The 16,953-nt window shown below is 71.4% G+C and carries 19 protein-coding genes and 1 pseudogene; 9 read left to right on the top strand and 11 right to left on the bottom strand.

Annotated elements, in window-relative coordinates; all coding sequences use genetic code 11:
• Nucleotides 1-143: 143 nt before the first annotated feature.
• From ACZ592_RS38005 to ACZ592_RS37995, 3 genes and pseudogenes are all read right to left on the bottom strand, one after another.
• Nucleotides 144-520 (bottom strand): annotated as a pseudogene (locus ACZ592_RS38005) (helix-turn-helix domain-containing protein); the annotation flags it as partial.
• A 134-nt stretch (nt 521-654) separates the two neighbouring features.
• Nucleotides 655-1,518 (bottom strand): SCO6745 family protein, encoded by an 864-nt coding sequence (locus tag ACZ592_RS38000; RefSeq protein WP_471586323.1) that lies wholly within the window; start codon nt 1,516-1,518, stop codon nt 655-657.
• A 70-nt stretch (nt 1,519-1,588) separates the two neighbouring features.
• A complete protein-coding gene (locus tag ACZ592_RS37995; RefSeq protein ID WP_471586322.1) occupies nt 1,589-2,293 on the bottom strand; it encodes a GntR family transcriptional regulator in 705 nt (234 codons plus the stop codon).
• 149 nt (nt 2,294-2,442) lie between these two features.
• Here ACZ592_RS37995 and ACZ592_RS37990 point away from each other — a divergent pair, with 149 nt between their 5' ends.
• The gene (locus tag ACZ592_RS37990) at nt 2,443-2,982 is read left to right on the top strand and encodes a YbhB/YbcL family Raf kinase inhibitor-like protein (protein WP_471586321.1); all 540 of its coding nucleotides are present in this window, start codon (nt 2,443-2,445) and stop codon (nt 2,980-2,982) included.
• A gap of 145 nt (nt 2,983-3,127) precedes the next feature.
• Here ACZ592_RS37990 and ACZ592_RS37985 read toward each other — a convergent pair whose 3' ends face one another.
• Nucleotides 3,128-4,540, bottom strand: coding sequence for a hypothetical protein (locus ACZ592_RS37985; RefSeq protein WP_471586355.1), 1,413 nt, complete (start codon nt 4,538-4,540; stop codon nt 3,128-3,130).
• Nucleotides 4,541-5,262: 722 nt separating this feature from the next.
• Between ACZ592_RS37985 and ACZ592_RS37980 the strand changes: the two genes are divergently transcribed.
• Together ACZ592_RS37980 and ACZ592_RS37975 are read left to right on the top strand one after the other, a co-directional pair.
• Nucleotides 5,263-5,940, top strand: coding sequence for a DUF7019 family protein (locus ACZ592_RS37980; protein WP_471586320.1), 678 nt, complete (start codon nt 5,263-5,265; stop codon nt 5,938-5,940).
• A complete protein-coding gene (locus ACZ592_RS37975; protein WP_471586319.1) occupies nt 5,941-7,956 on the top strand; it encodes a HEAT repeat domain-containing protein in 2,016 nt (671 codons plus the stop codon).
• 152 nt (nt 7,957-8,108) lie between these two features.
• On the opposite strand, the gene ACZ592_RS37970 is transcribed toward ACZ592_RS37975, so the two are convergent.
• The gene (locus ACZ592_RS37970; protein ID WP_471586318.1) at nt 8,109-8,432 is read right to left on the bottom strand and encodes a DUF1330 domain-containing protein; all 324 of its coding nucleotides are present in this window, start codon (nt 8,430-8,432) and stop codon (nt 8,109-8,111) included.
• A gap of 86 nt (nt 8,433-8,518) precedes the next feature.
• On the opposite strand from ACZ592_RS37970, the gene ACZ592_RS37965 reads away from it, so the two are divergent.
• On the top strand, nt 8,519-8,713 hold the full coding sequence (locus ACZ592_RS37965) for a DUF1214 domain-containing protein (RefSeq protein ID WP_471586317.1): 195 nt from the start codon (nt 8,519-8,521) through the stop codon (nt 8,711-8,713).
• 351 nt (nt 8,714-9,064) lie between these two features.
• On the opposite strand, the gene ACZ592_RS37960 is transcribed toward ACZ592_RS37965, so the two are convergent.
• The 5 genes from ACZ592_RS37960 to ACZ592_RS37940 form a co-directional block, all read right to left on the bottom strand.
• Nucleotides 9,065-9,403, bottom strand: coding sequence for a MerR family transcriptional regulator (locus ACZ592_RS37960; protein ID WP_471586316.1), 339 nt, complete (start codon nt 9,401-9,403; stop codon nt 9,065-9,067).
• A gap of 642 nt (nt 9,404-10,045) precedes the next feature.
• The gene (locus ACZ592_RS37955) at nt 10,046-11,227 is read right to left on the bottom strand and encodes an FUSC family protein (RefSeq protein WP_471586315.1); all 1,182 of its coding nucleotides are present in this window, start codon (nt 11,225-11,227) and stop codon (nt 10,046-10,048) included.
• A 243-nt stretch (nt 11,228-11,470) separates the two neighbouring features.
• Nucleotides 11,471-11,599: an LPFR motif small protein gene (locus ACZ592_RS37950; RefSeq protein ID WP_471586314.1), complete on the bottom strand. Its 129-nt coding sequence runs from the start codon at nt 11,597-11,599 to the stop codon at nt 11,471-11,473.
• Nucleotides 11,600-11,723: 124 nt separating this feature from the next.
• Nucleotides 11,724-12,167, bottom strand: a complete 444-nt coding sequence (locus ACZ592_RS37945; protein WP_471586313.1) for a DUF2267 domain-containing protein — start codon at nt 12,165-12,167, stop codon at nt 11,724-11,726.
• A gap of 220 nt (nt 12,168-12,387) precedes the next feature.
• The gene (locus tag ACZ592_RS37940; RefSeq protein WP_471586312.1) at nt 12,388-12,819 is read right to left on the bottom strand and encodes an Hsp20/alpha crystallin family protein; all 432 of its coding nucleotides are present in this window, start codon (nt 12,817-12,819) and stop codon (nt 12,388-12,390) included.
• 100 nt (nt 12,820-12,919) lie between these two features.
• On the opposite strand from ACZ592_RS37940, the gene ACZ592_RS37935 reads away from it, so the two are divergent.
• The 5 genes from ACZ592_RS37935 (at nt 12,920) to ACZ592_RS37915 (ending at nt 16,691) form a co-directional block, all read left to right on the top strand.
• Nucleotides 12,920-13,576: a type III effector protein gene (locus ACZ592_RS37935; RefSeq protein ID WP_471586311.1), complete on the top strand. Its 657-nt coding sequence runs from the start codon at nt 12,920-12,922 to the stop codon at nt 13,574-13,576.
• Nucleotides 13,577-13,748: 172 nt separating this feature from the next.
• Nucleotides 13,749-13,991: a DUF6411 family protein gene (locus tag ACZ592_RS37930; protein ID WP_471586310.1), complete on the top strand. Its 243-nt coding sequence runs from the start codon at nt 13,749-13,751 to the stop codon at nt 13,989-13,991.
• Nucleotides 13,992-14,255: 264 nt separating this feature from the next.
• Complete coding sequence (locus ACZ592_RS37925) at nt 14,256-15,059, top strand: alpha/beta fold hydrolase (RefSeq protein ID WP_471586309.1); 804 nt, start codon at nt 14,256-14,258, stop codon at nt 15,057-15,059.
• Entirely contained in the window at nt 15,056-16,336 is a 1,281-nt protein-coding gene (locus tag ACZ592_RS37920; RefSeq protein ID WP_471586308.1) for a PP2C family protein-serine/threonine phosphatase, read from the top strand. The genes ACZ592_RS37925 and ACZ592_RS37920 overlap by 4 nt, the downstream gene beginning before the upstream one ends.
• A 1-nt stretch (nt 16,337) precedes the next feature.
• The gene (locus ACZ592_RS37915) at nt 16,338-16,691 is read left to right on the top strand and encodes an STAS domain-containing protein (protein ID WP_471586307.1); all 354 of its coding nucleotides are present in this window, start codon (nt 16,338-16,340) and stop codon (nt 16,689-16,691) included.
• A gap of 123 nt (nt 16,692-16,814) precedes the next feature.
• On the opposite strand, the gene ACZ592_RS37910 is transcribed toward ACZ592_RS37915, so the two are convergent.
• Nucleotides 16,815-16,953: sigma factor-like helix-turn-helix DNA-binding protein (locus ACZ592_RS37910; protein WP_471586354.1), on the bottom strand; the 139-nt coding region annotated here is incomplete at its 5' end.

Here is a 16,953-nt window from a genome sequence, read left to right as displayed (position 1 = left end):
CCGCGCCGAACTCCCGCGCGGACCGCCCAGACCGCCCAGACCGCCCAGACCAGGGGCGCGGCCCGGATGCGGGGGGGGGCGGCTGGGCGGCCAGGGCCTGCGCGGTGCGCGCACCATGCGAGCACACCGGTCCCGGGGCCGGATCACTTGCGAAGTCGGGACCGGTACTGGCCGGGTGCCGCGCCCCGGGCACGTCTGAAGGCGCGGCTGAAAGCGTGCGGTGAGCCGTATCCGACCGCGCCGGAGAGCGACTCGACCGCTTCATCGGTATCGCGGAGCCGGACGGACGCCAGGTCGATGCGCCACTGCGTCACGTACGTACGGCTGGGAGCCGGAGCCCCGGACCACCGGGACCGGAATACCCGCGGGAGCGAAGGCGCCGGCTCCCTCCGGCCGACGGCAGGGCCCGACACCGTTCCACAAGCACCACACCGCCGCCGGACCGGCAGCAGCCAATGTCACGCATCGCTCCCAGCCATGAGCCGGACCGTTCCTGCGGGTGGCGGGTCAGCCAGGCGCGTCCCGGGAGGCAGCGCTGGGCCTCCTCGCGGGCGATCCCGCAGGAGCACGGCGGCGCGCGGGTCGGCGGTGGCCCGGTCGTGGACGACATCGGCTGGCCGGCGCTTACGTGTGCATGCCTTCCGAACCGGGCGCTCAGCCCTTGCCGAAGTACACCGCGGGGAAGGCGCCCGCCGCTCTGAGGGTTCCGGAGAAGGCGCCGGCCAGTTCGGTGAGGCGTGCGGTGTTGGCCGGGCCGAGGTGGTCGTACGGGGCGGCGTCGAGGCGGTCGGTGAGCACCTCGGCCTCACCGCGCAGGGCCGTACCCGACTCCGTGAGGTCCCCTGCCTCGTCCAGCAGGCCGCGCTCGCGCAACCGCTCCCGGGCGGCGGCCCACTGCTGCGCGGACCATCCGCGGGTGCGCATGAACAGTGCCGATGTCGGTGCTGTGCCGGTGGCGTTGTGCAGGACCAGTGCCTCGATGCCGGACAGGCCGGCCATCGCCAGGGCGGCGAGGTGACCGTCGCCCCGGTGCTCGCGCAGCAGTGTCGCGGCATGCCACAGGGCCAGGTGCGGTTCCTCGGGCACCGGGAGGCCGGCGTGCGCGGCGTACAGCGGGCGCGCCTCGCGGTGGCACGCCTCGGTGGCGTGCAGCGCCAGCGAGGCCGCCTCGGCCATCTCCTTGGACGCGAGGGCGTCCTGTCCGAGTTGTCGCCGCAGCATCCTGTCCGCGCCGCGCAGTAGCGCCGCGAGCACCGCCTCCGGTGTGGTGACCGTCCACGCGGCGGGGATGTAGCGCTTCACATGCTCGTGGTTGAAGTTGTAGAACGTCGCCGTGACGGTGCCCGCGCCGACCGCGCCGAGCGGGGCAGCGCGGCCCGCGTAGTAGGACATGGCGCCTCGCTCCAGTCCGAGTGCCGCGAGTTCGTCCTGCCGTTCCGGCGTGAAGTACACGGCTGAGTGCAGAGGGCTGACGGCGTTGTGGCAGTGGCGGCCCGTGCTCGCCTGGAAGGACGTCATGCGGTGGCTCCGGTGTCGGTGATCGGGTGGGGTCGTGCCGGGTGGGGTCGTGCCGGGTGGGCGAGGCGCATCAGGCGTCGTCCGTGGGTTCGTGGTGGGTGCAGGGGGTCAGTCCGGCCGCGGTCTGGGTGAGGTGCTGGGTCAGGACCTCGGCTGCGGTGCCGGCGTCACGGGCGAGTGCGGCCTCTTCCAGCCGGCGGTGCTCGGCGGCACCGTCCCGGTCGGGGTGGCGGTGCGCCGACCAGCGGCGGGCCAACTCGCTCGCGGTCCACAGCCGGTCGAAGGTCTCCAGCAGGACGGGGTTGCCGCAGCCCTCCAGCAGGGTGCGGTGGAAGAGGCGGTGGGCTTCGGCCCATGCGTTGCTGTAGTGCTCGCCCTCCTGGGGTGTGTACGCGGGGGTGCGCGTCAGACGGTGGTGGGCGGCTCGTACGCGGGCTTCCCAGTCGACGTCGCCGCGTTCGACGGCCATGCGCAGCATGGCCGGTTCGATGGTCCGGCGAGCCTCCGCGATCTCCTGCCAGCGGCGGTCGGAGAAGGCCGGGACGGCGAAGCCTCGGTTGGGCAGCCGGTCGGCGAGGCCCTCGCCGACCAGCCGCACGAGTGCCTCGCGCACGACGGCCAGGCTCACTCCCTGTTCCTTGGCGAGGTCCTGGGGTTTGAGGGCGTCACCAGGGGCGTGGTCCCCGCGCATGATCGCGTCCCGCAGGTGTGTGTGGATCTGCTCGGAGAGCATCTGCTTCCCCGCCGAGGGCGAGGTGTGGGTCGTCTGGGGCATACCTGCATAGTAGACGATCAGATAGATAATCGATTACTAGTGTTATCGTCGATCTCGGCGAGTGAGCCGCACCGGCGGGGTCCGCCCGGACGGAGCCTCCTCGGCCGCATCACCGCCACCCCGCAGCACGGCATGAAAGGAACGACGCCATGAACGCCAACGACCCCTTCGCCCGCCTCCCCGAGGCGGCCTCCTTCACCGTCGCCAGCACCACCGTCAGCGACGGCGCCGCCTGGCCGATCGAGCAGTACTCCGGCCTCTCCGGTGTTCCCGGCGGGAAGGACGCCTCCCCGCAGCTGTCCTGGAGCGGCGCCCCGGAAGGCACCAGGAGCTATGCCGTCACGGTCTACGACCCCGACGCCCCCACCGGCTCCGGGTTCTGGCACTGGGCGGTCGCCGACATCCCCGCCACCGTCACCGAACTGCCCGAAGGCGCCGGCGACGACACCGGCTCGGGTCTGCCCGAGACCGCCTTCCAGCTGCCCAACGACGCCCGCGCGGCCCGCTTCATCGGCGCCGCCCCGCCGGCCGGACACGGCCCGCACCGCTACTTCACGGTGGTGCACGCCCTCGACGTCGAGACCATCGGCGTCCCCGCCGACGCCACCCCGGCCGCCCTCGGCTTCACCATGGCCGGCCACATCCTGGGCCGTGCGGTCCTGACCGCCACCGCCGAGACTTCCGCCTGACAAACAGCGGGGGGACCCGCCGAGCGCAACGGGGCCCTCCGCCCGGCCGACGTCCGGCGGGAGGCGCCGAGGACCGCGGTGAACCGGTCGGCCGCTCGCCCCACCTGCGTCGCCTCCCGGCCACCAGTCCCCAGGCCTGGCCCGGTCAGTAAGCGATTCCGACGCCGTCGATGCGGCTCCAGGACTTCTCCTGGGCGGCAGTCATGGCAGGCCACCTCAAGCCGCCGGGCCGGGGGTTGACCCGGGACGCGTAGGCGCTCGGGCGGTAGCCGGGATCGTAGAAGCAGCCGGTCCTGTAGACGCGGTCAAATGCGGGGCACGAGTTGGCAACGGTCAGGGCGGTCGGCTTCTTGCCGGTACGTGTCCACGTGTCGAGCGCCGTTATCGAGTTGGCGTATTCGGCGTTGCTCAGTTCACTGTGCTCGCTTTCCCTGGTGAACGTCTGCACGAGGTACCGGCTTCGGTGCGCGCCCTCGAGGGTGGCGCGGTAGGCCGCCTCGTGTTGCACGAACGCGGTCGGGTCGTCGGTCGCATGCATCGTCAGGACGGGGATCGAGACCTTGCCGGTCAGGTCACTGTCGTAAGACAGATCGCGCGCGGCGGTCGGGTCCGCCCCGAAGCGCTGGACGCCGGCGTTGAGGGCCTTGTCGTCGTGCGAACCGGCGTACGTCACACCCTTGTTGCTGAAGGGGTTACGGCCGCCCAGACGCTTGTGGACGATGTCGCGGAATGTGAAGGTCGCGAAGCTCAGGTGCGATTCCAAGGTCCGCTCGGGGACCTTGGTGACGGCCAGGATGTCGTCGAGGTTGCGCTGCTGCAGCGCCGTCCGGTCCCGCGACGGCGACGCGTAGCCGGTGCATTCCTGGAGCCGGGCACGCAGGCCGGTGGCGGTCATGGCCGAGTCGGCGCGCAGGCCTTCCCACAAAGGGTACTGAGGCTCGCTCGGGCGGGGGTGGTTGCGGCAGTAGTACTGGTACACCGCACGCAGGTCGACGCGGTAGTCGTAGCCGCGTGATGCGCCGGCCAGGACGCCGTTGGTCAGAAGAGCACCGTCGTACGGGCCGTGCTTGGACGCGTATGTCTCGACCACCTTTGCGGCGACGTTCCCGCCCCAGGACTGACCGTGCACGTAGGTCCGCCTCGGCGTGCCGAACTTCTTCACGAACAGGCGGCGCACGTTCTCGGTGTCCTCGGCTGCCATCCGGGTCCCGAAGCCGCCGCGACGATACGACGAGCCGGCCCAGGCATAGCCCTCCTTCACCATCACCGACCAGCGCTCCAGGTCACCGGCGCTGCGCTCGGGGTCCGAACTGCCGCCGAGGTCGGGGCCGCCGTGGGCGTGCACGACGAGCGAACCGTTCCACCTCTTGGGAACAGCGACGGTGTAGTACGCGCCATGGGCGTCCTGCCCCCTGTAGCAGGTGGCGGTACCCGTCAGGTCCGCCGGGCAGGCGGTGGAGGCGGGACGCTCCGGACCGGCGTGGGCGGCCGGCGCGCTCGTCAGGCCACCGGCCACTGCGCCGGTGAGGAAGGCCGCCCATACGATGCGGCGCTTCACCCGGAATTGCGGCCGCCGGGGAAAGGAAGCAAAGGATCTCAGGCTGTTCAAAATACGGCTCCTAGTCCGTGCACGACGCTTATCGCGTTGCGCACAGGACGCTAAGGAGGAGGTGAACGGATGGCTACGCCCCGGGCCTTACGGTCATTGTGTTCACCATGAAGTTCTCGGGGACGGGTGGCTGTGCCTCGTATCGCGGACATCGTCTCCCTTCTCCACCGAGCCCCGAGCAGGCTGCAGGGGCCGGAAGGCGGTCCACTCCCCTGCTCGGCAAAGACATTGAGGGACGACTGGTGATGTGAGGCGCAGGTGCGCCGACAGGGTGCCGGGGGCGGCGCTCGCCGCTGGGAGCGCTGCCGCCGCCGCGTCGCAAGGCGTGTTCTCCGGCGCGTCGCGCCGGGCGGGCGGGTCGCATTCGGCGTGTTGACAGTGGCAGGAGCTGTCACAGCGGTACAGGGACCTGGCCTCGCCCGGGCCGGATGATGCGTCACTCCCGGCACACGAGTATGGGATGCTGCCGCTCGGAGTTCCTCAACACCACCTGCACCAGGACCTGTTGGACGATTCACGGGGAGAGCGATGAGCGGCGGCACCGCGCTTGTGTGGTTCAAGTCGAGCTGCGGCGGCAGTGCGGGCACCGCCTGGGGAGCGCGCCTCGCCCGCGCCGCTCGGGGTATCCGCCTTGCCGCTCTCCCCCACCGGCCCGGCGCCTGACCACGCCCATGCGCTACTACCTCTACGTCTCCACCGCCAAGGTGGACATGCTGTACGGGCAGATCCCCCAGAAGCTCCTGCGGCGGCTCGCCGTGGAGGCCAAGCTCGACCTGAAGGTCGTCAGCCTGGCCCTCCAGTCTCCGCGCTCCGAGACGACCGCCTACGACCAGCTCGACCTCGTGGAGGCGTATCTCGACCGGGAATACGACATCAGCTGGATGACGGAGCCGTCGGCCTGGTTCCGGGGGGAAGCGGCTCTGCGGGTCGCGGGGTACGGGGACGCGGATGGCCCCACGCTGATGACGGGGTTCGACGGCGACACGGTCGTCGCCCTCATCGGGTCAGCGCGTCATCTGATCGGCCATCAGGCGTCCCCCGAGATGAAGCAGCTCGGCTTCTCGGGTCTGCCGGGGCTCTTCCGGCTGCTTCAGGAGGCCCCTCCCGAGTGGGAAAGACAATTCGAAGTGAGGTTCCGGAACAGCATGCCGAGCCGTGGAAGCATCACCGAGAACGTGCTGCGCTGCGCCGAGTCGTTGACCGTACCGCCCATGTACTGCGAGTTCCTGGCACGGGAGTTGCTGCGGGACACCGTGACGCGTGCGGACGGGCGGGAGATGACGATCGTCGTCGGGACTCCGCTGTTCGTGGCGATGTCGGACCGGATGGCCGAGGGCGAGGGGGCCTGAGTGGAAAGGGCCTCGTCGATCGCGGAGCTGATGGACATGCGGATGGCCGGCGACGTGGCGGGACTGTGTGCGACCATCCGGTCCCCGAACCAGGACGTCGCCGTGTACGCCGCCGCGATGCTGGGGAGCGGCACGCCCACCCCGGACGTCGTGGCGGCGCTCGACTTGTGCGTTAACAGACGGGATCAGCCGTACACCGGAGTGCGTTGGCTTGCCGTCAGGTCCCTGGCAAGGCTGCACGTCCCCCACGCCGTCCCCCTCCTACTGCGTCTTCTCACCGAGCCGAACGACCCTCGCGAGCAGTTGGAAGAGTCCGCGGTGGAGGTCCTGGTCGCCATCGGCGGACCGGACGTCGTGCGTGGACTGGTCGCTCTGTGCGGGCAGTTGGCGACCAGCCGCGGGCACTGGACGGTGCGGGTGCTGGACGCGCTGGCTGACCTGCGGGCGCCACAGGCCGTGACGCCGCTCCTTGCCGCGCTGTGGGAGTACCTGCCCGACCGTGCGGAACGCGTGGTGCGCACGCTCGGCGCGATCGGTGACCCACGGGCGGCCTCCGCGCTCCTGGTTCTGGCGCACTCGTCCGCCTCGCACACGCACCTGCGCCGGGCGGCGCTCACGGCGCTGCACGCGTTGCCCGCCGCCGCATGGCCGCCCACGCATGTGTGGCCGTCCGCCGAACAGCTCCTGCAGGCACCGCAGCGCGACCCGGACCCCGAGACGGCACGCCTCGCGACCGCCCTGCTCGCCAGGACCGGGGAAGGCCGGGACCTCCTGTGGTCCGTGCTCCACCAAGCGGTGCGGTCCGCCGGCCCCGAGTGCCCGCCGCACGCCGTGGCCGCCGTCTGCGCCCACCTCGCGGCGGAACCCGAACTCTTCGCGGGAGCAGACCGGGACGGGCACATCGCCGCGCTCCGGCACCATCTGCGCGAGTCGGCGGCACCGCCGGTGCGCCGGGCGGCGGCCGGCGCCCTCGCCGCTTACGCGGGCGCCGAGGCGGCCGGGTCACTCCTTGCGGCACTGGGCGACGCGCACATCAGCGACGCGGTCGCGGGCCTCGTCGCCGCTGTGCCCGTCGCGCTGCCCGAGATGGTGGGGCTGTTGACGCGGCCGGACGGTTCCGCGGCCCAACGCGGCGGCGCCGCACGCGCATTGGGGCTCATGGGGCGCCCGGAGGCCGCCCCGGCCCTCCTGTCCGTCCTGACGCAGGACGCGGCACCGGTCGCCGTGCGCGCGGCCGCCGCCGACGCGCTCGGCACCCTGCGGCACGCGGAGGCCACCGCAGTGCTCGCAGCCCTGGCATCCGACGAGGAGCAGCCCGGCACCCTGCGCGCGCATGCGGTGCGGGCCCTCGGCGCGATCGGTGCCCCTGACAGTCTCGTGGTGGTGCTGGGCTGCGCCCGTTCGTCTCACGAGGCGGTGCGGGCACGGGCGGTCGTGGCCCTGGGCGAGTTCCCGGCAACGGAGGCGGCCCGGGCACTCGGGGAGTTCGTCATTCCCCGGGCCGATCCCTTCCTCGCGCGTGCCGCCGTGCGGGCCCTGTCCCGGATCGGCGCCCCGGCGCTGGCGGTCCTCGTCGCGCTCGCCGAGGGCCCCGTGGACGACTTGGGCGACGATCTGGGTGCCCAGCTCGTCGGGGCACTCGCCGCGCGCCCCGAGGCCGAGGCGACCGCCGCCCTGAGCCGACTCGCCGCGGCACCGCCCCCGCCGCATCGGGTCCGGTATGCCGCGCCCCTCGGAGGGCCACTGGCCACCGGCCGCCCCGCGCAGGAGGCCGCGTCCCTCGCGCTCGTCGAGCGGGGCACGGCCGAGTGCCTCACACCGCTGACGGCGCTCCTCGCCCCCGGCTCCTGGTTCGGCGCGCACGAGCCCGCCGCTGCCGCTCTCCTGAAGATCGGCACCGACGAGGCGTACGAGCACGTGCTGGCGTTCTGCCGCAGGACGACCCACTTCTACGACTGGCACGTCCACGCCCTGGACGTCATCGCCGAAGCGCGCGGGGTCCGGCTCGGGCCCTAGGTCGTCCCTGATGGCTCTCGCCGGGGTGGGTGGATCAGTGCTCCGGCCGGGCAGCCGCGCCTGACGTCGCCGACCCCGACGGGGCGCCGGCCAAGGGCCGTCGAGGAGGAAAGCGTGCGGCGGCGGCTCCGCGACACCGCCCGAGAGCCACCTCAAACGGTCTGGGCCGGGAGCGAGAAGCCCTCGGGCAGCGTGCCCTCAACGAACAGCATCCCCACACGAATCTTGCCCTCACGTATCCCCCGGGCGCGCCGGTACTCCGGGGAGTCGTACCACTCCCGGATCCGGTCCATGTCGGGAAACTCGATGACCACGAACCGGGAGGAATCCCAGGTGCCTTCGACGGGCTCGGGGGTCGGGCCCGCGGCCAGGTAACGGCCGCCGTGGCTGAGGATGGACTCCTGAGCCACAGGTGCGTAGGCCAGGCCGGCCTCCTCGTCGAGCACATCGACGTTGACAATGACGTAAGCGGGCATGAGATCCCCGTCCTTAGGGCGCGGCGTGCACTGATGTCAGGGCCGAGACTATTCGGGAGACGCACCAGAGGAGCACCAGAGGATCAGTGTTCTCGCGCTTGCTCGGCTCCCCCACCCTCTACCTCCAGCGCGAGAACCCCGGCCCGGACAAGGAGTCCAACTGGCTCCCCACCACCGAACCCGGTGTCCTGTTCCGCCTCATCCTGCGCCAGTACCTGCCCACCCCCGACATCCTCACCGGTCGCTACGCACCTCCGGCCGTCGTCCGCGTCGACCGCTGAGCGCGGACGCGCAGCGCGGCAGGAGCACCTGCCCCAACCGGCTGGGACAAAGAGCCGGTCGGAGAAACTGATCGTGTCCGTGTTCCACGGCGGTGTCCGCCACTGGGCCCGCCCAGGCCCGAGCGCGCAGGAACAGGCAGTCCATGTGGAGGTGCTCCGCTCCGCCCCACGCGGACACCCGGCAATACGCGGCAATACGCGGCAAGGTCAAGCGTTGTCTCACCGGTGGCGGTGTCGAGGGACCGGGGTGCCTGAGGTGCCTGAGGTGCCTGAGGTACCTGCGGAGCTTGGCCGGGGCGCCGGCAGCGGGCGTGGAACCCGCGGGTGTCAGCCCCGGCGTTCCGCGCCGTCTCAGGTCGCGGTGTCCTGGGTCGCCGGTTCGGCGGCGCGGCGGTATTCGGCGTTGAGGCGCTGGGCTTCCTCGAGTTGGTCTTCGAGGATGACGATGCGGCAGGCGGCCTCGATCGGGGTGCCCTGGTCGACGATCTCCCGCGCCCGGGCGGCGATGCGCAGCTGGTAGCGGGAGTAGCGGCGGTGGCCGCCCGCGGAGCGCAGCGGGGTGATGAGGCGGGCTTCGCCGATGGCCCGGAGGAAGCCCTGGGTGGTGCCGAGTATCTCGGCGGCCCGGCCCATGGTGTAGGCGGGGTAGTCGTCGTCATCGAGACGGTCGAGCGAATCATCCGCTGTCATTTGCACCTCTCTGTGGAGCGTGGGAAATACGTGGAGGGGCCTTGGTGCCGTACTGGCACCAAGGCCCCGAAGGAACTTCTACACCATCTGCCGGCCCTGTTCCTGCGCCGGCCTTCTGTGTCCGCCGCCCCGACCGGAACGCTGTCGGGGGTGCGGGGATCGCGGTTGCTTGACCGGAGACCACCTCACTGTCGATGTCCTGCGGTACCCGGGCTCAGCACTCCACCCGGGCGATCCTGATGGCGCCTGGCTCCTCCGTTCTTTCCCTCGGCGATCAACTGCTCATTGCTGGTACTGCTTTTCTGCGTACTGCTGTGTTGCGTACTGCTCGGTGGCCTGTGGCAGCGCCACTCTCCGGCAGCCAGCCCCGTCGCCCGTCCTGCGTCTGCTCTGGCTTGGAACCCCACTGCCGGACTTCCCGGTGCGCGCGCCCGCAGCCGACGCCTTCACCGAGGTACTGCTCACTGACTCTGCTGGGTACTGCCAGGCAGTTCGTCTCTGCCCGGCCTTGCGGTCTCTTTGGGCTACGAGAGAAACCATAACCAGTCCGACACTCAATGTCTACTCGCGCCAGCATAGATTTCCGCGTGTTCCTTGGTGAGGTAATCGCAGGCGGTGGAGGTTGGCCCGAGGCCCGGCCGCTCACGCTTGTGACTGTTCTTCGGAGTCGGCGGTGTCCTGGAGGACGTCGCAGGTGTTCTGGAACTCCTCCATCAACCGCACGGCCTCCACCACCAGGACTCCGTAGGGCCGTGAGGCGTCCGGCAGCGGCAGTTCGTTGTCCTGGGCCGCGTCCAGGACCTTTTGCAGCGCTTTCTGCGACGTGTCGGCCAGCTGGCACATCTGACGTGCTTGTTCGCTCAGGGTGTCGCTGTCGAGTTCGGCGATGACATGGGCGATGTCGCGCAGGCTGGCGGCGAATTCGGCGTACGCCGTCAGGGCGGGCCTGTAGGTATAGGTGTCCTCCGTCTCGCGCCACCGGCCCAGGCTCCGGGTGAGCGAGCCCAGCTGGTACACCGCGCGTTCCAGGGCGTCGGCGGTCTGGCGGTAGCGCCCGAACGTGAGATAGCTGCGGTGGGACGGCAGCAGGCGCCGGGGGTTGAAGGGCAGGCTGTTCTCCGCCGTGCTCAGGCCGGCCCGGGCCTGTCCGACGGCACGCTGTGCGCTCTCCGCGGAGACCCGCCACTGTTCGGCGCGCTGAGCATCCACGTCGCCGGTGCACAGGCCGTCGGCCATGTCGTCCAGCAGGGATTCGAGCGCGCTCGCCAGGGAGTGCAGCCCCTGCTCGGCGCTTCGGTAGCGCAGCGGGGGCGCGATGCACAGGTTCACGCTCAGGCCGATGCCGCACCCGATGAGGACGAGCAGGACGATCTGGCCGAGCTGGGTGACCTTGTCACCGGTCGTGGCGGCCGTGGCGTAGGTGGAGAACGCGAAGAAGGCGGCGGTGGCGACCTGGGAGCGCTGCTCCCCCAGTGCCGGCCACTGCCCGATCCACAGGGCGATCACCGCGACCAGGACGAAGGCGAAGAGGTCGGGTCCCGCGAGGAAACCGATCGCCGCCTGGAGCGCCACGCCGACGGAGACCGCGGCCGCGTAGCGAAGGGCCTGCCACACGGATTTGTAGATCGTGACGTTCATGATCAGGACGGCGGAGAACGGTGCGAACGCCGGGGATGTGGCGTTCAGCAGGTCGTGGGAGACCCACCAGGCCAGCGTCGCCGCCAGCGCGCTCTTGCCCACCAGCAAGGCCTGGTGGCGTTCGTGGCCGGGTGCGCCGTACGCCCGTGTCAGCCAGGCCCAGCCGTTCTGCAGATGCCCGATCACTTCTGTGCTGCCCTTCTCCGTTCCGCACCGTCACCCACGGAATAGCCCGGGATCAGGCAAATATGCCAAATATGTAGATCTATCTATAGATCTTCCATATGTGTGTCACGAACACGCGCATGGCCGTGCCTTCCTTCCCGCGGTGGGGAGCTGTCCGGCGCCCGGGCTCTCACCGGGGGCGCATACGCGAGGGCGGCGCCGGCCAGTGGCCGGCACCGCCCTCGTCCTGGGCCCGCGCGGGTGTCAGTGGTGTCCGTGGGCGCTGGCGGAAGCGCCTCCGAAGAGCCGCGCGAGGGCGCGGAAGGGGAGCGTGACGACGGTGGCGATGGCTCCACCGATGGCGCGCAGGACATCTGCGATGGCCTTCAGCATGTCGGGACCTCCAGGTACGTTCTTGCTTTCTTGCATCACGAGCTGCGAACTCCTGCACAAGCTGGTCCCTCCCGGTTGCCCGTGGAGTGACGACCAGAAACTTGTGTCTTCTTGGACCCCTCGTCTATGCGGCGGGGGTGAGCTCCGCCCTGCCGAACAGCAAGGCGTAGCCGGAGGGCAGGTGGCGCAGGATGCGGGTGACCAGGTCGGGGCCGGCATGGGCGGCGACCGCGGAGAAGACCGATCCGGTGTCCCAGCGGGTGGTGGCCAGGGAGGCGCCGGTGCGGGCGGCGAGGTTCTTGACGAAGGCCCATCCGGTGAGCGGCTGGGCGTCGGGGATCTGCGCGGTCAGTGTGCGGGCGGCTTCCAGGGGCAGCCGGGCGGCCAACTCGACGCGTTCGTCCCCGGTCAGCTGGCGTCCCAGCCCCGCCAGGACCAGGCGGACGGCCTCGTCGGCCCGCTCGCGGGTGGGGTAGGCGCCCTCGTAGCGGACCTTCTCCAGCATCTGCTCATACGCCGCCCCGTACGGCTGCTGGTACTCCTGCGGTGCGCGCGCGTCGGTGATCACTGGGGTGCATGCCTTTCGTGAGGTCGGGGGTGGAGGTGCCGCCAGGGCACCGGGTGGAGGGCGGGAGGGGCCGGGCAGGAGGTCCCGCCCGGGGCGGGGTGCCGGGGTGCCGGGGTGCAGGCCGTCCCGCCGGGGCGGCGCCGACGCCGACAGGCGCAGGGCGGGGAGCGGAGGGCGGCGAGGGGGATGAGCGTCTGCCCTCCGCTTCCGTCCGGCCGTGTCAGCCCGAGATCTCCCGGGGGGCGGAGCCGGCGCCGACAGAGATCTTGCGGGGCTTGGCGCGCTCGGCGATCGGGATGCGAAGGGTGAGCACGCCCGCTTCGTAGTCGGCCTTGATGTGCTCGGTGTCGAGGGTGTCGGCGAGCACGAGCTGGCGGGAGAAGGAGCCCACCGGCCGCTCGGACAGCTCGATGTGCGCCTCGGCGGCCTTCGTGACCGGGCGGCGCTCGGCCTTGACGGTCAGCATGTTCCGCTCGACATCGATGTCGATGCTCTCGGCGCTCACGCCGGGGAGGTCGAACGCCACCACGTACTCGTCGCCTTCGCGGTAGGCGTCCATGGGCATCGCCGAGGGACGGGATCCGGTACCCGGGCCCATCAGCTGCTGGGCGAGGCGGTCGAGCTCACGGAAGGGATCGGTGCGCATCAACACGGAAAGACACCTCCAGAGGTTCGGGCAGTTGCTGCCAATGCGCCGTGCTGGAACCGTTGTAACATGTCATCCAATGGATGACAAACACGATGGTCATCGCATGGATGACGAGAGGAAGGTTCCTGTGACACCGGCCGACCCGACGCCCCCGTCCAGCGCCGCCGCCCACGCCCCGGCCTCACTCCTCGCCGCCGCCGCGGCCCTGCACGCCATCGACGACGCCCTGCGGAGCTCCCGGCACGAAGACCCCGATCCCCCGCCCGGCAGCGCACCCGGCCCGGACCAGGCCCTGGCCTCCCTGCTGCTGCTGCGGCAGGTCCGTGAGCAGCTCGCCGGATGGGAGACCGGCCTGATCGAAACGGCCCGCGACGCGGGCGCCAGCTGGGCCGACCTGGCGCACCCGCTCGGTGTGGCGAGCCGCCAGGCCGCCGAGCGCCGCTACCTGCGCGGGCGCCCCGGCGCGGCCGGGACCACCGGCGAGCAGCGCGTCCAGGCCACCCGCCAGCGCCGCGCCGCCGACCGCACCACCGCCATCTGGGCCCGCCGCCATGCGGCTGACCTGCGCCGCATCGCCGGCCAGATCACGTCCCTCACCGACCTCCCCGCCGCGGCCCGCGGTCCGGTCGGCGAACTCCACGAGGCCCTGGCCCACGACGACCCCGCCGGCCTCCTCGCCCCGCTGACCGCCGCCCGCCCCCACCTGGCCGCCCCTCATCCCGACCTGGCCGAGCGTCTCGACGCCCTCACGCCGCCCTAGAGCCGGGACCCCGGGGACCATCCAGCGCATCGCGCAAGGGGAGGGAGGGGCTCGGCCCGGGCCGCGCGGAGCCTCGCCCCCGGGCAGCCGGTCCGGGAGACCACAGCAGACGGGGCATGCTCCGGCGCCGACCGGGCAATCGGCAGGCACACCTCAACGCAAGGAGCCTGTCATGGTGATTGTCGGCATTGTCGCCGTGTGCGTCGTTCTGGCGATACTCGCGTTCTTCGTACCCCGGCTGTCCCGGCACCCCGAACGCGGCACCCAGCGCACGCTGGGCGCCGGGTCACGCGCCGGCGGCAAGGCCCCCGGCATCCTGGGGCGGATCTTCAGCAAGCCCTTCCGCAGCAGCTCCAAGGCGGTTGGCCGCAGCGGCTCCGCCGGCCGCCGCGCACGCAGCCGCATGCCCTTCTGACCCCATGGCCCGTACGGGACCCCTCGCCCGCACGCGAAGAGCGGGCCGCACGTCCCCGCTTCGGCAGCACCGCGCCGGTGGCTGCGTAGGCTGCGTACGGCCGAACGCACGCCGCGGATGACGCCCCGGCCCGCCCTGTGAGCGGTGCGCCTCCCCCGCCGCACAGCACTCCGGGCGCTGCGGCCGGCCGGGGGCCGGGACGCCCGGCGGCCGGAACATCGGGCGCCTTCTGTCGCTGGTGGGACTGATGGGAAACTGGCGGGTATGGACATCCGTCGCAGGAACAACATCACCGTCACCGGCCGTGCGGACGGGCCGGTGCTCCTGCTGGCTCACGGGTTCGGCTGTGATCAGAACATGTGGCGCCTGCTGCTCCCCGGCCTGGCCGAGGAGTACCGGGTGGTCCTCTTCGACTACGTCGGCTCCGGCCGTGCGGACGCCTCGGCCTGGGACGAGCGCCGCTACAGCTCCCTTGAGGGCTACGCCCGCGATGTGCTGGACATCTGTGAGGACCTCGACCTGCACGACGTGACCTTCGTGGGGCATTCCGTCAGCGCGATGGTCGGTGTCCTCGCGGCGGCCGCGGCGCCGCAGCGCTTCTCCCGTCTGGTGATGGTCGCCCCCTCCCCCCGGTACATCGACGACGAGGGATACCGCGGCGGGTTCAGCACCCAGGACATCGAGGAGCTGCTGGAGTCCCTGGACTCGAACTATCTGGGCTGGTCGGCGGCGATGGCTCCGGTGATCATGGGCAACGCGGACCGGCCGGAGCTCGGCCAGGAACTGACGGCCTCGTTCTGCGCCACGGACCCGGACATGGCGCGGGTCTTCGCCCGCACCACGTTCTTGTCCGACAGCCGCGCGGAGCTGAAGACGGTCACGGTGCCGACGCTGGTCCTGGAGTGCACGCAGGACGTCATCGCCCCCCGCGAGGTCGGCGCCTACGTGCATGCCGCGATCCCCGGCAGCCGGCTGGTGACGCTGGAGGCGACGGGCCACTGCCCTCACCTGAGCGCCCCGCAGGCCACCGCCGAGGCCATCACCACGTTCATCGGCACGGCACGATGATGCGCCGCACCGATCAGACGCCCGATCCGGGTGAGGAGGAGGCGAACACCATGGACGCGGCGTTCACCTCCCTGCTGGAGGACAGTGCCGAGGAGCTGTACGAGCAGGCGCCGTGCGGCTACCTGTCGACGCTGATGGACGGCACCATCGCGAAGATCAACACCACGCTGCTGGACTGGCTGGGCCTGGCCCGCACCGAGGTGGTGGGACGGATGCGGTTCACCGATCTGCTCACCGTGGGCGGCAAGCTCTACCACGAGACGCACTTCGCCCCGATGCTCCAGATGCAGGGCGAGGTCAGCGGTGTCGCCCTGGAGATCAAGGCCGCCGGCGGCCTGCGGCTTCCGGTGCTGATCACCTCGAAAGTGAAGGTGAGTGAGGGCGGCGATCCACTGCTGATCCGCACCACCGTCTTCGACGCGCGGGACCGGCGCGCCTACGAGGCCGAGCTCCTGCGCGGCCGCAAGGCCGCCGAGGAGGCACGCCGCCGGGCCGAAGCCGACCGTGCACGGCTCCAGGAGGCCCTCGCCGTCCTGCAGCAGAACCTGCTGCCCGCCGAACTGCCCGTCATCCCGGGCCTGGACGCCGGCTCCTACTACCACACGGCCTCCCCTGATCTGCTGGGCGGAGACTTCTACGACCTGTTCCCCCTGGACACCGGCCGGTGGGCGTTCTTCCTCGGAGACGTGTGCGGCAAGGGCCCCCAGGCCGCCGCCGTCACCTCTTTGACCCGCTACACCCTGCGCGCCGCCGCCCTGCACGATCCCGACCCGGTCACCGTGCTGAGCACGCTCAACACCGTGCTCCACCAGCGGTACACCAGCGGCGACACCCGCTACTGCACCGCCATATTCGGCGTCCTGGAGCCCGGCACCGGCCAGGTGGGCGTGCACCTGGCCTCCGGCGGGCACCCCTCGGCGCTCATCCAGCGCGCGGACGGCACTGCCGACTACCTCCCCACCCCCGGCGGGATGCTCATCGGCGTGCTGCCCCAGGCCGAGTTCACCGCCGCCCGCGCCCAACTGCTGCCCGGCGACACCCTGCTCCTCTACACCGACGGCCTGACCGAGGCACGCACCGGCCCCGAGCGCGAGCTCTACGGTGAGGACGCCCTGCGCGCCTTCGCCACCACGCAACCGCCGGCGGGCCCGCAAGCCCTGGTCACGGCCCTGAGCTCCCTGCTCGCCTCCTTCGGTGACGGACTCGACGACGACACCGCGCTGCTCGCCCTCGGCATGCCGCCGGCCCCTGCTCCCGCCCCCGTGAGTGAAATCTGAGATGACCCCGCTGACGATCACCTCCCACTCCGCCGCCACCGGCCCCGTACTGGAGATCACCGGTGACCTCGACCATCACAGCGCGCCCGAACTGCGCCACGTCCTGGACAGCCTCACCCTGGACACGGAACAGCTGCTCGTCCTGGACCTGGCCGGCCTGGAGTTCTGCGACTCCAGCGGCATCACCGCCCTCCTGGCGGCCCGCAACCTGGCCATCGAGCGGAACGCCGGCATAGCCCTGGCCGCCGTCCCCGCCAACACCGCCCGCATCCTGCGCATCGTCGGCCTGGACCGGGTCTTCGCCATCCACCCCGACACCTCCACGGCCACCGCCCGCACCTCCACCGCGTCCTGATCCAACGCCCCCGTGGCACCGCGGTGGTTGCCGCGCCGGCGAGGGCTTTCCCCCGTACGCGGCAGAGCTCCGCAGCCGCCCGAAGGCGGTGCGGAGCTCCCGGGCCAGGAGGGCGGGTGCGGCCTACTCCTCGGTGGTCAGGCCGGTGCGCAGTGTGGCGATGACCTTGCTGATCAGGCGGGAGACGTGCATCTGGGAGTAGCCGAGTTCGGCGGCGATGTCGCTCTGGGTGCGCTCCTCGACGAAACGCATGTGGATCAGA

The sequence above is a fragment of the Streptomyces sp. NPDC040622 genome (assembly GCF_055593965.1).
Note: the sequence above shows the minus strand (reverse complement) of the source record. Positions and strands in the feature narration are given on the sequence as shown.